Genomic DNA, 15,105 nt, shown 5'->3' with positions numbered 1-15,105 from the left:
ACTCACCCCCGTCCACTCTCACCGACACGTCCGTGATCAGGAAGGAAGTCACCGATGACGACCCCGACAGGCACGAACCCCGAGAACGGCTCCTACGTCATGGCCATCGACCAGGGCACCACCTCGACCCGCGCAGTGGTCATCGACCACTCTGGGCAGCCGCTGGGCAGCGGCCAGAAGGAGCATGAGCAGATCCTGCCGCGCGCCGGCTGGGTCGAGCACGACGCCGAGGAGATCTGGCGCAACACCCGCGAGGTGGTCGGGCTGGCCCTGGCCGACGCCAACATCAACCGGCACAGCCTCGCCGCCGTGGGCATCACGAACCAGCGTGAGACCACTGTGGTCTGGGATCGGCACACCGGCGAGCCGATCCACAACGCGGTCGTCTGGCAGGACACCCGCACCCAGGAGATCTGCGACCGGCTCGCCGGCGACGCCGGCGCCGAGAAGTACAAGGACCGCACCGGCCTGCCGCTGGCCACCTACTTCGCCGGCCCGAAGGTCCGCTGGATCCTCGACGCCGTCGACGGCGCCCAGGAGCGCGCCGAGGCCGGCGACCTGCTCTTCGGCACGATGGACACCTGGCTGGTGTGGAACATGACCGGCGGGCCCGACGGCGGCCGGCACGTCACCGACGTCACCAACGCCTCGCGCACGCTGCTGATGAACATCGACACGCTCGACTGGAACGCCGAGATCTGCGCGGACATGGACATCCCGACGTCGATGCTCCCGGAGATCCGGTCCTCCTCCGAGGTCTACGGCCACGGCCACAAACAGGGGCTGCTGATCGACACGCCGATCACCGGCATCCTCGGCGACCAGCAGGCCGCGACCTTCGGCCAGGCCTGCTTCACTCCGGGCCAGGGCAAGAACACCTACGGCACCGGCAACTTCATGCTGATGAACACCGGCACCGAGGCGGTCCGCTCGGACAACGGGCTGCTGACCACGGTGGCGTACAAGCTCGGCGAGCAGGACACCGTCTACGCCCTGGAGGGCGCGGTGGCGGTCACCGGCTCGCTGATCCAGTGGCTGCGCGACAACCTGGGGCTGATCGCCAACGCCGCGGAGTCGGAGACCAAGGCGAAGAAGGTCGAGGACAACGGCGGCGCCTACGTGGTGCCGGCCTTCTCGGGACTCTTCGCGCCCTACTGGAAGCATGATGCCCGCGGCGTGCTGGTGGGGCTGACCCGCTATGTGAACCAGAACCACATCTGCCGCGCGGCCCTGGAGTCGGTGGCCTTCCAGTCGGCCGAGGTCGTCGGGGCGATGAACGACGACTCCGGCAAGGACCTCACCGAGCTGAAGGTCGACGGCGGCATGGTCGTCAACGAGACGCTCATGCAGTTCCAGGCCGACCTCCTCGGCGTCGACGTCGTCCGCCCGCAGGTCATCGAGACCACGGCGATGGGCGCAGCCTACGCGGCCGGCCTGGCGGTGGGCTTCTGGGCGAGCACCGACGACGTCGTGGCCAACTGGGCCGAGGACAAGCGCTGGAGCCCGCAGATCGACCGCGACGCCGCCGCGCGCAAGCTGCGGCTCTGGAAGAAGGCCGTCACCCGGGCCTTCGACTGGGTCGACGAGGACGTGGCGGCCGAAGCCGCCTCCTGAGGCTGCGGCCGCGGCGGCGACGCCCGGCCGGCACGAGCGTCCGACAGAACGAGCTCCGGGCGGCACGAGGCCCCGGCGGATCCGCTCCGCCGGGGCCTCGGCGCGTCCGGCGCGCTGCCGCCCACCGCGCGCCGAGCGGTGCCGGACGGTGCCGGGACGGGCGCATGACGTCGTCGGCGTCACATGGACGCGGAGGCTCGCCGGCGGTGCGGCAAAAGTCATATCATTACCGCGGGCGGCTCCCCGTCGGCGTCGACGATCCGGATATTCGGACGGCGCCGGGCCTCGGCCGAGTCCGCCCGAAGCCCGACGGCGTGCTCAGCCCGGCCTGCGGGACCGCCGACCTGCGGCGGTCCGCCGGCACGTCGTCAAGCCGGACGACGGAAGGCGAGAGATGATCATCCTGGCCCTGGAGGCGAGCACGACCTCCGCGAAGACGATGCTCTTCGACACTGAGACCCAGGAGGTCTCGGTGCGGACCCGCCGCTTCGTGATCGGCGGCGAGGACGCCTCCATCCGCGACGCGGAGAGCATCTTCACCCAGCTGGTCCAGCTCGGCGCCGAGGCGGCCGCGGGCCGGCGCGTCGACCGGGTCGCCCTCTCCGGGACCTGGCACGGGATGACGCTGCGCGAGCCGGACCTGAGCCCGATCACCGGGGTGCAGGAGTGGCCCTACACCGGAGCCCAGGACCTCTGCGCCCGGCTGCGCGCCGACGAGGACTTCACCCGTTGGTTCTACGAGCGCACCGGCTGCATGGTCAACGCCATCTACCCGGCCTTCAAGCTGATGCTGCTGCGCAGCCAGGGGATGGACGTGTCCGGCCGGCTGGCCATGGACCAGAACAGCTACACCTTCGCCCGACTGACCGGCCGTCGGTGGACCTCGCGGGCGCAGGCCTCCGGCACCGGCCTGCTCTCCACCGCCCACGACGACTGGGACGCCGACGTCCTCGCTCGCCTCGGCCTCGACGGCGTCGCACTGCCCGAGCTCGTCGACGCCGACGTCTCCGCCGAGCTGACCGCCGAGGCGGCCAGCCTGCTCGGCGTCGCCGCCGGCACGCCGGTGCAGATCCCCGGCCCCGACGGGGCGCTGAACCAGGTGGGCAGCGACGCCACCGCCGCCGGCGACATGACCTTCTCGATGGGCACCTCCGGGGCCCTGCGGCTGGCCGGCGTCGAACCGGCCCTCTCGCCGCGGATGAGCACCTGGGCCTACCGCTCGACCACCGGATGGCTCTCCGGCGCGGCAGCGTCGGGCTGCACCAACTGCGTCGACTGGGCCAAGGACCAGCTCTTCGGCGGCGGCATGACCTTCGAGACGCTGGAGCCCAAGCTCAGCGCCGTCGAACGGGACATGCCGCTGTTCATGCCCTTCCTCTTCGGAGAGCGCTGCCCCGGGTGGCAGGATCAGCGTCGCGGCGGCTTCCTCGAGCTGCATCCGCGGCACGGCCGGATGGACATGTACCAGGCGGTGCTGCACGGCGTCGTCTATTCGCTCTACCACTGCTATCGCGAGCTGGTGGCCCTCAACGGCGAGCCTCGCCGGATCATCCTCTCCGGCGGGGTGCTGTCCTCGCCCTTCTGGACGCAGCTGACCGCCGACGTCTTCGGCAGGGAGATGGAGCTCTCCGCGCTGCAGCACAGCTCCATCGCCGGGGCGGTGAAGACCGCGCTGCGCGCCGCGGGCCTCAGTCCGCGGCAGCCGGCGCTGACCGAGACCGACCGGGAGATCGTCGCTCCGGACTCGCGGCGCACCGCCTACCACGCGGGTGAGTTCGAGCGGTATCTGGACGCCTACGCCCGCACCATGCCCGGCCAGGACGTCCGCAGCCGGTACTGACCGCCCCAGGAGGAGGACCCGATGTCCGACACGCCCGCCGCCCCCGAGGAGTCCGCGACGACTCGTCGAGTGCTGATCACCCCCACCTCGCTGTGCCGCGACCCCGACGCCGCGCCGCTGCGCAGGCTGCGCGCGGCCGGCGTCGAGCCGGTGCTCAATCCGCACGGCCGGCCGCTGAGCGCCGAGGAGCTGGTCGAGCTGCTCGGTTCGCTGGCGCCGTCGTCGCCGGACGGCGGGGGAGTGCGCGGCCTCCTCGCCGGCCTCGACGACGTCACTGCCGAAGTCCTGGACGCCGCGCCCGCGCTGCAGGTGGTGGCTCGCTACGGCGTGGGCACCGACCGCGTCGACCTCGAGGCCGCGCGGCGGCGCGGCGTCCGGGTGACCAACGCCCCGGGCTCCAACGCGCAGGCGGTGGCCGAGCTCGCCGTCGGGCTGATGTTCGCCGTCGCCCGCGAGATCCCGCGACTCGACGCCGGAGTGCGGGCGGGCGGCTGGCCGCGCGGGGCCGGGCTGGAGCTCTCCGGTCGGACGCTGGGGCTGGTCGGCTTCGGGGCGATCGGACGCCGGGTGGCCGCCGCGGCCGCCGGGCTGGGCATGGAGGTGCTGGCCCACGACCCCGGACGGCCCGACGACGACATCGCCGCCGACGGGGCGACCCCCGTCGGACTGGACGAGCTCTGCCGCCGCAGCGGCGTGGTCAGCCTCCATGTGCCGCTGCTGGAGTCGACCCGACATCTGCTCGACGCGCGCCGGCTGGCGCTGCTGGGAGACGACGCGATCGTGATCAACACCGCCCGCGGGGGACTGCTGGACGAGCAGGCCGCGCGCGAGGCCCTGGACGCCGGCACGCTGCACGGCGTGGGGCTGGACGCCTACGCCGTCGAACCGCCGACGGAGTCGGTGCTGGTCGGACATGAGCGCACGGTGACCACTCCGCACGCCGGGGCGCACACTGCCGAGGCGGTGGAGCGGATGGGCACGATGGCCGTGGAGAACCTGCTCGCCGAGCTCGCCGGCCGGCCCGGGCCCGACCGCGTGGTCTGATCCGCCGGGGTCGGCCTGCTCGCGGTCACTCCGGCACGCTGCGCACCTCGTCGAGGATGGCCTCGACGTAGCCGCGCACATGCCGCTCGGCCGCGTCCGCATCACCGCGCACGATGGCCGCGGCGGCCTCGACGTGGTTGTGCAGCGCCTGGTGGACCGGCTCGGCCGGAGTCAGCCCCGCGGTGTGCCGGCCGGTGATGACCTCGGCGATGGGGCTCTGGATCGCGGTGAGCATCAGATTCCCGCCGGCCCGCAGCAGCACGTCGTGGAAGGCGATGTCGGCGGCGAGATACTCCTCGGAGTCGCCGTGGTGCTCGGCGCCGAGGCGGCGCAGCTCGTCGGCCAGCCGGCCGATCTCGGCGCGCTGGTCCTCCGAGGCGCGCAGCGCGGCCAGCCGCGCGGCGATCGGCTCGACGGCCAGGCGCAGCTCGGTCAGCGCCACGATCTGCCGGGCGCGGGCGGAACTGGTCAGCCGCCAGCGGATGAGCTCGGGGTCGAGCATGCTCCACCGGCTCATCGGGCTGACGGTGATCCCCACCCGCCGTTTGGAGCTGAGCATCGCTTTGGCCTCGAGCACGCGGACCGCCTCGCGCACCACAGTGCGCGAGACGCCGTACTCGGCCTCGAGATCGGCCAGCGTCAGCACTGTGCCGGGGACGAGCTCCCCGCCGGCGATGCGCCGACCCAGATGATCGAGGACGGAATCATGCGAGGCCTGGACCACGGGACCTTCTTCCTGTGCGGCGGACGGGGCAGGATGTGCGACATGCATCACGCCGCCTGCGGAGGGCGGCCTCCGGGCGGTGCGAGCCGCATCACGTGCGGACCTCCACCCTAGACGGCCGGAGACGCCGCCGTCACGACAGATATGACGTGTTTTTGCCAATGGTGTGATCTATGTGGCAAGCTCGCCGGGTCATGCGGTGTGAGGGAGCACACGCTCGCCGCACACCGTCCTGCTGATCATCGACGGAGATATCCATGGACGACTGGACACAGACTCTGGGCACCGCACCGCTGCTCGGCATCGCCGCCGCGGCCGTCGCGGTGATCCTCATCCTCATCATCCGCTTCCGGGTGCACGCCTTCATCACCCTGGTGGTGGTCTCGGCGCTCACCGCGATCGCCGCCGGCGTGCCCATGTCGGCGGTCTACGACACGATGTCCGAGGGCTTCGGCTCGACGTTGGCCTCCGTGGCGATCCTCGTCGCGCTCGGGGCGATGCTCGGGCGGCTCATCGAGCACTCCGGCGGGGCGAAGGCCCTCGCCGATCGTATGATCGACACCTTCGGCGAGAAGAGGGCCCCGTTCGCCCTCGGCGTCTCGGCACTCATCCTCGGCTTCCCGATGTTCTTCGACGCCGGGCTGGTCATGATGCTGCCGATCGTCTTCGCCGTCGCCCGACGGCTCTCCAGCCGGTCGGTGCTGCTCTACGCCATCCCGACCGCCGCGGCGTTCTCGGTGATGCACGTCTTCCTGCCCCCGCACCCCGGGCCGGTCAGTGCGACCGAGTTCTACGAGGCTAACCTCGGGCTGGTGCTGCTGGTCGGACTCGTCATCGCCTTCCCGCTCTGGTACGCCGCCGGTGCGGTCTGGGGGCGCGTGGCCGCCGCCCGCACCCCGCTGCCGGTGCCGACGCTCTTCGGCGCCGTCGACGACGACCAGCCGACGAACCCGCCGCGCGTCGGCACGGTGATCTCGCTGCTGCTGCTGCCGATGCTGCTGATCCTGATGAACACCGGGCTCAACGCGCTGGGCTCGATCGGCGCCGTCGACACCGACGCGACCTGGGCCGCGGCCCTCTCCTTCCTCGGCACCTCGGCGATGGCGCTGCTGATCGCCGTGATCGTGGCGACCTTCGTGCTCGGTCATCGCCGCGGCGAGGACGGCTCGGCGCTGGAGAAGCTGCTGGACTCCTCGCTGGGTCCGATCTGCTCCGTGGTGCTCATCACCGGCGCCGGCGGCATGTTCGGCGGCGTGCTGCAGGCCTCGGGCATCGGTGCCGCGCTGGAGGACTCGCTGGCGGACATCGGCCTGCCGGTGTTCATCGCCGCCTACCTGATCGCGGTCATCCTGCGCCTGGCGCAGGGCTCGGCGACCGTTGCGCTGGTCACCGCCGCAGGACTGGTCTCGCCGGCGGTCCTGGAGGGCGACTTCAACGCCCTGCAGGTCGCCTGCATCGTGCTGGTCACCGCGGCCGGCTCGGTCTTCGCCGGCCACGTCAACGACTCCGGCTTCTGGCTCGTCGGCCGGCTGCTGGACATGGACGTGAAGACCACGCTGAAGACCTGGACGGTGCAGCAGGCGCTGCAGTCGGTCATCGCCTTCGTGCTCGTCGGCATCATCTACCTGGCCGCTTCGGCCGTCTGAGGAGGAGACCATGGCAGCTGAGGATCCCCACGCCGCGTCCGGCCCCGGCGGGACCGAGGTCGAGGCCGTCGAGGCGCTCACCGCCGAGGACCCCGCGCGGCTGTTCTCGGTCGCCGGGAAGCTCGTGCTGGTCACCGGCTCCTCCCGCGGGCTGGGCCGCTCGCTGGCGCTGACCCTGGCCCGCGCCGGGGCCCAGGTGGTGTTGCACGGCCGCGACGCCGCGGCGCTGGACGAGGTGCGCTCGACCATCGTCGCCGCCGGCGGCGCCGAGCCGCTGAGCGTCAGCTTCGACGTCACCGACGCCGAGGCCTCGCGCACGGCGCTCGACGCGCTGGTCGCCGAGCACGGGGCGCCGGACATCCTGGTGAACAACGCCGGCCTGCAGCGGCGGGCGCCGATCCAGGAGTTCAGCACCGAGGACTGGGACGCGGTGGTCGCCTCCAACCTGGACGGCGTCTTCCACGTCTCGCGCCCGCTGCTGCCGGCGATGATCGCCCGCGGCTCGGGACGGATCGTGAACATCGCCTCAGTGCAGTCGCAGCTGGCCCGCGGCACGATCGCCCCGTACTCGGCCACCAAGGGAGCGGTCGTGCAGCTGACCAAGGGCATGGCCGCGGACCTGACCGCGCACGGCATCCAGGTCAACGCCCTGTCGCCGGGCTACTTCGCCACCGAGATGAATCGCGCCCTGGTCGAGGACGAGCAGTTCACCTCCTGGCTGACGGCACGGACCCCGGCCGGCCGTTGGGGCTCGTTCGCCGAGCTCGACGGGGCGCTGCTGTTCCTGTGCTCGCCGGCGTCGAGCTTCGTCTCGGGGCAGAACCTGGTCGTCGACGGCGGCATGACCGCCGTCGTCTGAGTCGAGGACCGTCCGCGGCCGCGCGCCGCGGACAGGAAGGAGGAGCGGCATGGACGCCGACACCGGCAGCGCGCCGACCACGATGCGGGCGCTGCTCATCGACGCCGCCGAGACCGTGGCGATCCGCGAGGTCCCCGCGCCGGAGCCCGGCCCCGGTCAGGTGCGGCTGCGCATCCGCCACGTGGGGATCTGCGGTTCGGATCTGCACTACTACGCCGACGGCGCGAACGGCGCCTTCGCCGTGCGCGAGCCGCTGGTCCCCGGCCACGAGCTCTCGGCGACGGTCGACCAGGACCCGGCCGGCCGCTGGGAGCCCGGCACTCCGGTGACAGTGCACCCGGCGCGGTTCGGGGACCGCGATGCGCGGTTCGCCGAGGCGCCGAACCTCTTCGCCGGCGGCTCGTATCTGGGCAGCGCCTCGACCTGGCCGCACACCCAGGGCGCGCTGAGCGAGCTGCTCGTCGTCGAGGCGGACATGCTCCGGGCTCTGCCCGCCGGGCTCTCGCCGCGCACGGCCGTGCTGGCGGAGCCGCTCGGTGTGGCGCTGCATGCGCTCACCCAGGCCCGCTCGGTCGGCGCGGCGCTCGACGGCGCGCGGGTGCTGGTCGCCGGCGCCGGGCCCATCGGACTGCTGGCGGTCGCCGCCGCGCGCGACGCCGGTGCCGTCGTCGACGCCTGCGACGTCCGCGAGGGCCCGCTGGAGCGGGCCCGGGCCCAGGGGGCCGAGCAGGTGCTGCGCGCCGATCGCGAGGCGCCCGAGGCCGGGGCCTACGACGTGGTGCTGGAGTGTTCGGCGGCGCCGTCGTCGATCTCCGCGGCGCTGCAGGCGGTGCGTCCGGCCGGCGTCGTCGTCCAGGTGGGCATGGTCCCGCCCGAGCGGCAGGAGATCGCGCTGGCGCCGCTGATCGCCCGGGAGGTCCGGCTGGTCGGGGCCTTCCGCTTCGTCGACGAGATCGACGACGCCGTGGAGCTGCTCGCCCGCCGGCCGCAGATCGGCGCGGTGATCACCCACGAGCTCGACCCGGAGCGGCCGGAGGAGCTCTTCGCCGCCGCGGGCGACTCCGAGTCCTCCGGCAAGGTCATCGCCTCCTGGCGCTGAGTCCGCCGCCGGGAGGTCATCGGAGCGCGCACGGACACGTCGCGGGCCGGTCGCAGCACAAGATGTTGCGGCCGGCCCGCAGTGCGTCGCCCACATGTGCTGGGCCGTGTCGTCGACACGGGGGCGACACGCCGAGCCCGGATGTTCCTCGGATCACCTCGGACGGGGGAGAGCGCCGCGTCCACAGCTGTGGACCGCCGGCGGCGGTCCCGACTGCTTCCGCATCAGGACGCCGATCGCTCTCTCCACAGCGGCTGTGCACCGAGCGGTGGAGGAACTACATGGGTGTGAGTACAGCATCTAGTGGTCGTTTCTCAACGCCGCCCCTAGATGTAGTATTGAGGCAGTGCTCCGGCACGAATGACCACACACGACGCCGCAGCCGTCGGAAGACCCGAGACAGGAGAGCCGCAATGTCCGTCACCGTCTACACCAAGCCGGCCTGCGTCCAGTGCAACGCCACCTACCGCGCCCTGGACAAGAACGGCGTGGAGTACACCAGCGTCGACGTCTCGCAGGACGCCGAGGCCCTCGAGCACGTCCGTGCGCTGGGCTACATGCAGGCCCCCGTCGTCGTCACCGAGGACGACCACTGGTCGGGCTTCCGCCCGGACAAGATCTCGGCGCTGGCCTCCGCGCAGAGCACCGCCTCCTCGGTCGCCTGAGCGTCGAGGCCGGCGAGACCCGCCGGGCGGCGAGCCGCATCCCGGACCCGCCCGTCGGACACGGGCGGGGGAGCGGCGACTCCTGCGCGCAGGACGCAGCCCCAGCACCCCGCAGCACTTCTCGAGAAGGACTCCCGTCGGCGATGATGAAGACCTCGGCCCGGCTGATCTACTTCTCCTCCGCGTCGAACAACACGCATCGCTTCGTGGAGAAGCTCGAGCAGCCCGCGGGCACCACGGCGCGGCTGCCGCTGCGCACCAAGGATGAGACCCTGCAGGCCACCGAGCCGTTCGTGCTGATCCTGCCGACCTACGGGGCGGCCGGAGGACGCGGCTCCGTGCCGAAGCAGGTCATCAAGTTCCTCAACGTGGAGTCCAACCGGAATCTGCTGCGCGGAGTCATCGGCGCGGGCAACACGAATTTCCACGACAGCTACTGCATCGCCGGCGACATCGTCGCCGCCAAATGCGGAGTGCCGCATCTGTACAGGTTCGAACTGATGGGCACCGACGAGGACGTCTCGACGGTGCACGAAGGATTGGAAGAGTTTTGGACACAGCAGTCAAGCCGCTGATCGAGAGCGACGCGGAGCAGGCCTCGCCCCAGGAGCCTCTGGCCAAGGAGGTGCCGCCGCAGTGGCAGGGCCTGAGCTACCACGAGCTCAACGCCATGCTGAACCTCTACAGCGACGACGGCCGGATCCAGTTCGAGGCCGACCAGCTGGCCGCCCGCCAGTACTTCCTGGACCACGTGAACACCAACACGGTGTTCTTCCACGACCTGGAGGAGAAGCTCGACCACCTGGTCGAGAACGACTACTACGAGGCCGAGACGCTCGACGCCTACGACCGGGAGTTCGTCAAGCGCCTCTTCCAGCGCGCCTACGCGAAGAAGTTCCGCTTCCCGACCTTCCTCGGGGCCTTCAAGTTCTACACCTCCTACGCGCTGAAGACCTTCGACGGCCAGCGCTATCTGGAGCGCTACGAGGACCGGGTCACCATGGTCGCGCTGCATCTGGCCCGCGGCGACGAGGACGTCGCAGTGCGCATCGTCGACGAGATCATGGCCGGACGCTTCCAGCCGGCGACGCCGACCTTCCTGAACTCCGGGAAGAAGCAGCGCGGCGAGCTGGTCTCCTGCTTCCTGCTGCGCGTCGAGGACAACATGGAGTCGATCGCCCGCGGCATCAACTCGGCGCTGCAGCTGTCCAAGCGCGGCGGCGGCGTCGCGCTGTCGCTGACGAACATCCGTGAGCACGGCGCGCCGATCAAGCAGATCCAGGACCAGTCCTCGGGCGTCATCCCGGTGATGAAGCTGCTGGAGGACTCCTTCTCCTACGCCAACCAGCTGGGCGCCCGCCAGGGCGCCGGGGCGGTGTACCTCAACGCCCACCACCCGGACATCCATCGCTTCCTGGACACCAAGCGGGAGAACGCCGACGAGAAGATCCGCATCAAGACGCTCTCGCTGGGCGTGGTGGTCCCGGACATCACCTTCGAGCTGGCCAAGCGGAACGAGGACATGTACCTGTTCTCGCCGTACGACGTCGAGCGCGTCTACGGCAAGGAGTTCACCGAGATCTCGGTGACCGAGAAGTACTACGAGATGGTCGACGACGCCCGGATCCGGAAGTCGAAGATCAACGCCCGCGAGTTCTTCCAGACGCTGGCCGAGATCCAGTTCGAGTCCGGCTACCCGTATGTGATGTTCGAGGACACGGTGAACCGGGCCAACCCGATCGACGGCCGGGTGACGATGTCGAACCTGTGCTCGGAGATCCTGCAGGTCTCGGAGCCCTCGCGCTACACCGACGACCTCGGCTACGAGGTCATCGGCAAGGACATCTCCTGCAACCTGGGGTCGCTGAACATCGCCAAGACGATGGACTCGCCGGACTTCGGGGTCACCATCGAGACGGCGATCCGCTCGCTGACGGCGGTCTCGGACATGTCGGACATCAACTCGGTGCCCTCGATCGCCGACGGCAACCGGCGGTCGCACGCCATCGGCCTGGGGCAGATGAACCTGCACGGCTACCTGGCGCGCGAGCGGGTGTTCTACGGTTCCGAGGAGGGCCTGGACTTCACCAACATCTACTTCTACACGGTGCTGTTCCACGCGCTGCGGGCCTCGAACACTCTGGCCCGGGAGAAGGGCGAGGTCTTCGACGGCTTCGAGCGCTCGGCCTACGCCTCGGGCGAGTTCTTCGACAAGTACACCGAGCAGGTGTGGGAGCCGAAGACCGACACGGTCCGCCGGCTCTTCGACCACATCCACATCCCGACCCAGGAGGACTGGCGCGAGCTGAAGGCCTCGGTCATGGAGCACGGGATCTACAACCAGAACCTGCAGGCCGTGCCGCCGACGGGCTCGATCTCCTACATCAACAACTCGACCTCCTCGATCCACCCGGTCGCCTCGCCGATCGAGATCCGCAAGGAGGGCAAGCTGGGGCGGGTGTACTACCCGGCGCCGTACCTGACCAACGACAACCTGGAGTACTACCAGGACGCGTACGAGATCGGGTACGAGAAGATCATCGACACCTACGCCGAGGCCACGCAGCACGTGGACCAGGGGCTGTCGCTGACGCTGTTCTTCAAGGACACCGCGTCCACGCGCGACATCAACAAGGCGCAGATCTACGCGTGGAAGAAGGGCATCAAGACCCTCTACTACATCCGGCTTCGCCAGCTGGCCCTGGAGGGCACCGAGGTCGAGGGCTGCGTCTCCTGCGCCCTGTGACCGGCTGACCCGCCGATCTCCCGACTGCCCGCACGGCCACGCACGAACTGTTTGAAAAGGAACGGCATCATGACCACTTCCCCGGAGGCGACGCACTCGTCCTCGCTGCTCGACCACGTCGAGGCCATCAACTGGAACCGGCTCGAGGACGAGAAGGACGGCGAGGTCTGGGACCGGCTGACCGGCAACTTCTGGCTGCCGGAGAAGATCCCGCTGTCCAACGACATCCAGTCCTGGAACACGCTGACCGCCGAGGAGAAGACCCTGACCATGCGGGTCTTCACCGGGCTGACCCTGCTCGACACCATCCAGGGCACCGTCGGCGCCGTCGCGCTGATCCCGCATGCGCTGACCCAGCACGAGGAGGCGGTCTACACCAACATCGCCTTCATGGAGTCGGTGCACGCGAAGTCCTACTCCTCGATCTTCTCCACGCTGTGCTCCACCAAGGAGATCGACGACGCCTTCCGCTGGTCCAAGGAGAACGCGAACCTGCAGCGCAAGGCGCAGATCGTCATGGACTACTACCACGGCGCCGACGGGCTGAAGAAGCGGGTGGCCTCCACCATCCTGGAGTCCTTCCTCTTCTACTCCGGCTTCTATCTGCCGATGCACTGGTCGGCCCACGCGAAGCTGACCAACACCGCCGACGTCATCCGGCTGATCATCCGCGACGAGGCCGTGCACGGCTACTACATCGGCTATAAGTACCAGCGCGCGCTGGAGGACGAGACCGAGGAGCGTCGGCAGGAGCTGAAGGACTACACCTACGACCTGCTCATGGAGCTCTACGAGAACGAGGTCCAGTACACCGCCGACCTCTACGACGGCGTGGGCATGACCGAGGACGTCAAGAAGTTCCTCCACTACAACGCCAACAAGGCGCTGATGAACCTCGGCTACGAGCCGATGTTCCCCAAGGAGGTCACCGACGTGAACCCGGCCATCCTCTCGGCGCTGAGTCCCAACGCCGACGAGAACCACGACTTCTTCTCCGGCTCGGGCTCCTCCTACGTCATCGGCAAGGCCGTCGAGACCGAGGACGAGGACTGGGACTTCTGAGCGGACGGAGGACGACGGATGGCTGAGCCGACGCCGGGAGTCGAGGCGCCGCCGACGCCGGAGCTCGCCGAGGGGACGTTCCGCTACCGTGCCCTCGGCGAGGGCCGGTACGTCTCGACGGTGCACGCCCAGGGCGCCTGGAACCCGCATGAGCAGCACATGGCACCGGTGACCGGGCTGCTCGTCCATGAGCTGGAGCAGTTCCGGCGGCGGGACGATCTGCGCCTGGCGCGGGTCAGCTTCGACATCCACGGGATCATCCACGCCGGCGAGTTCCAGGTCCGCACCCGGATGATCCGTCCGGGCCGGACCATCGAACTCGTCGAGGCCGAGCTGGTCGCGGGCGGGCGCACCGCCGTCGTCGCCCGCGGCTGGCGGATGCTCACCACCGACTCGCGCGCCGTCGCCGGCGTCGAGGACGAGCCGCTGGATCCGCCGGAGGCCCTGGAGCCGTTCGCGGGCTTGCAGGTCTGGCCCGGCGGATTCATCCGCTCGCTGGAGATCCGCACGCCGACCCGTCGCCGCCCGGGGCGAGGAGCGGCCTGGCTGCGCAGCGAGATCCCGCTGCTCGAGGACGCCGAGGTCTCGCAGCTGGCGCGGCTGGCCTCGCTGGCCGACACCGCCAACGGCATCGTGCCCCGGGTGGAGCCGGGCCCGGAGTCCTGGGCATATCCGAACCTCGACCTGCAGCTGCACCTGCATCGCGCCCCGGCCGGCGAGTGGCTCGGCGTCGACGTCCGGCAGACCTTCGGATCCGACGGCATCGGGCTGACCAGCACTGTGCTGCATGACGAGCACGGGCCCTTCGGCCGCTGCGAACAGATCCTCACGCTGCGAGCCCCGCGCGGCACGGCATGAGTGCGTCCCCTGTCGTCGCCGCCGCTGCGGACGCCGGGCCCGACCGCCGCGCCGACGCCGCGGGGGAGCGGACGCGGCTGCTGCTGCACCGGCCGTCCTCCTCACGGGGTGCGGCCGGCGACCTCGATGCGGCCATCGCCTGGCTGCAGGGCACCCGGAGCGGCGCCACGCCGCCGATGCTGCGCATCTACCGGCCGCGGCCGACAGTGGCCTTCGGCCAGCGCGACCGGCGGCTGCCCGGCCATGGCGCGGCCTCCGAGGCCTGCCGCCGTCTGGGCTTCGAGCCTCTGGTGCGCCGAGCCGGAGGACGGGCCGCGGCCTACCACCCCGGCTGTCTGGTGGTCGACCACATCGAACCGGACCGCGACCCGGTGGTGGAGTCCCGGACGCGCTTCTCCCGCTTCGGCGAGCTGCTCACCGAGGCGCTGGTCCGCTGCGGCGTCGACGCCCGCTCCGGCGAGATCCCCGACGAGTACTGCCCCGGAGAGCACTCCGTGCACGGCGTCGCCGGCGACCGGCGGGTCAAGCTGGTCGGCACCGCCCAGCGGGTCATCGGCACCGGCTGGCTGTTCTCCTCGGTGATCGTCGTCGAGGACGGTGGGGCGATCCGTCGGGTGCTCTCCGAGGTCTACGAGGCTCTCGGCCTGGACTGGGATCCGCTGACGGCCGGGGCGGCGGAGGACGTGCGCCCCGGGCTGGACGTCGACGCGGTCGAGGAGCAGCTGCTGGCGGTCTACCGCGAGCAGCATGAGCTCGTCGCCGGCGAGCCTCCGCCGCTGGACTGAACCGGGCCGAGCCGAACTGGTCGCGACGGATCCCGCTCGGCTCGGCTCAGGCTCGGCCAGGGTCAGGCCTGCTCCCGCCACTCGTCGAGGTGGGGCTTCTCGTCGCTGATCCGGGTGGTCGGTCCGTGGCCGGTGTGCACCCGGGTCTCCTCCGGCAGGTCGT

At 70.6% G+C, this 15,105-nt stretch carries 13 protein-coding genes; 12 read left to right on the top strand and 1 reads right to left on the bottom strand.

Features of this window, described 5'->3' with window-relative positions:
- Positions 1–54: 54 nt before the first annotated feature.
- The 3 genes from glpK (at position 55) to GCL72_RS05695 (ending at position 4,498) form a co-directional block, all read left to right on the top strand.
- A complete protein-coding gene (gene glpK, locus GCL72_RS05705; RefSeq protein WP_153143754.1) occupies positions 55–1,614 on the top strand; it encodes a glycerol kinase GlpK in 1,560 nt (519 codons plus the stop codon).
- 394 nt (positions 1,615–2,008) lie between these two features.
- Positions 2,009–3,454, top strand: a complete 1,446-nt coding sequence (locus GCL72_RS05700; RefSeq protein ID WP_153143753.1) for a gluconokinase — start codon at positions 2,009–2,011, stop codon at positions 3,452–3,454.
- Positions 3,455–3,475: 21 nt separating this feature from the next.
- Complete coding sequence (locus GCL72_RS05695) at positions 3,476–4,498, top strand: phosphoglycerate dehydrogenase (protein ID WP_153143752.1); 1,023 nt, start codon at positions 3,476–3,478, stop codon at positions 4,496–4,498.
- 25 nt (positions 4,499–4,523) lie between these two features.
- On the opposite strand, the gene GCL72_RS05690 is transcribed toward GCL72_RS05695, so the two are convergent.
- The gene (locus tag GCL72_RS05690; RefSeq protein ID WP_153143751.1) at positions 4,524–5,222 is read right to left on the bottom strand and encodes a FadR/GntR family transcriptional regulator; all 699 of its coding nucleotides are present in this window, start codon (positions 5,220–5,222) and stop codon (positions 4,524–4,526) included.
- A 257-nt stretch (positions 5,223–5,479) separates the two neighbouring features.
- On the opposite strand from GCL72_RS05690, the gene GCL72_RS05685 reads away from it, so the two are divergent.
- The 9 genes from GCL72_RS05685 (at position 5,480) to GCL72_RS05645 (ending at position 14,942) form a co-directional block, all read left to right on the top strand.
- Positions 5,480–6,868, top strand: a complete 1,389-nt coding sequence (locus GCL72_RS05685; RefSeq protein WP_153143750.1) for a GntP family permease — start codon at positions 5,480–5,482, stop codon at positions 6,866–6,868.
- A 10-nt stretch (positions 6,869–6,878) separates the two neighbouring features.
- Positions 6,879–7,727 carry a glucose 1-dehydrogenase gene (locus GCL72_RS05680; RefSeq protein ID WP_246161038.1) on the top strand — a complete coding sequence of 283 codons (849 nt, stop codon included), beginning with the start codon at positions 6,879–6,881 and terminating at the stop codon, positions 7,725–7,727.
- An 82-nt stretch (positions 7,728–7,809) separates the two neighbouring features.
- Positions 7,810–8,826 carry a zinc-binding dehydrogenase gene (locus tag GCL72_RS05675; RefSeq protein ID WP_425486763.1) on the top strand — a complete coding sequence of 339 codons (1,017 nt, stop codon included), beginning with the start codon at positions 7,810–7,812 and terminating at the stop codon, positions 8,824–8,826.
- Between the two features lie 413 nt (positions 8,827–9,239).
- The gene (gene nrdH, locus GCL72_RS05670) at positions 9,240–9,491 is read left to right on the top strand and encodes a glutaredoxin-like protein NrdH (protein ID WP_153143748.1); all 252 of its coding nucleotides are present in this window, start codon (positions 9,240–9,242) and stop codon (positions 9,489–9,491) included.
- 143 nt (positions 9,492–9,634) lie between these two features.
- The gene (nrdI, locus tag GCL72_RS05665) at positions 9,635–10,066 is read left to right on the top strand and encodes a class Ib ribonucleoside-diphosphate reductase assembly flavoprotein NrdI (RefSeq protein ID WP_153143747.1); all 432 of its coding nucleotides are present in this window, start codon (positions 9,635–9,637) and stop codon (positions 10,064–10,066) included.
- A 38-nt stretch (positions 10,067–10,104) separates the two neighbouring features.
- Entirely contained in the window at positions 10,105–12,237 is a 2,133-nt protein-coding gene (nrdE, locus tag GCL72_RS05660) for a class 1b ribonucleoside-diphosphate reductase subunit alpha (protein WP_153143956.1), read from the top strand.
- A 69-nt stretch (positions 12,238–12,306) separates the two neighbouring features.
- Positions 12,307–13,299 (top strand): class 1b ribonucleoside-diphosphate reductase subunit beta, encoded by a 993-nt coding sequence (nrdF, locus tag GCL72_RS05655; protein ID WP_153143746.1) that lies wholly within the window; start codon positions 12,307–12,309, stop codon positions 13,297–13,299.
- A gap of 18 nt (positions 13,300–13,317) precedes the next feature.
- Positions 13,318–14,157 carry a thioesterase family protein gene (locus GCL72_RS05650; protein ID WP_153143745.1) on the top strand — a complete coding sequence of 280 codons (840 nt, stop codon included), beginning with the start codon at positions 13,318–13,320 and terminating at the stop codon, positions 14,155–14,157.
- Positions 14,154–14,942, top strand: a complete 789-nt coding sequence (locus GCL72_RS05645) for a lipoate--protein ligase family protein (RefSeq protein ID WP_153143744.1) — start codon at positions 14,154–14,156, stop codon at positions 14,940–14,942. The genes GCL72_RS05650 and GCL72_RS05645 overlap by 4 nt, the downstream gene beginning before the upstream one ends.
- Positions 14,943–15,105: the final 163 nt, after the last annotated feature.

The organism is Nesterenkonia halophila, from assembly GCF_009467795.1.
GTDB lineage: Bacteria > Actinomycetota > Actinomycetes > Actinomycetales > Micrococcaceae > Nesterenkonia > Nesterenkonia halobia.
This window is presented reverse-complemented; position numbering and strand designations above follow the sequence as displayed.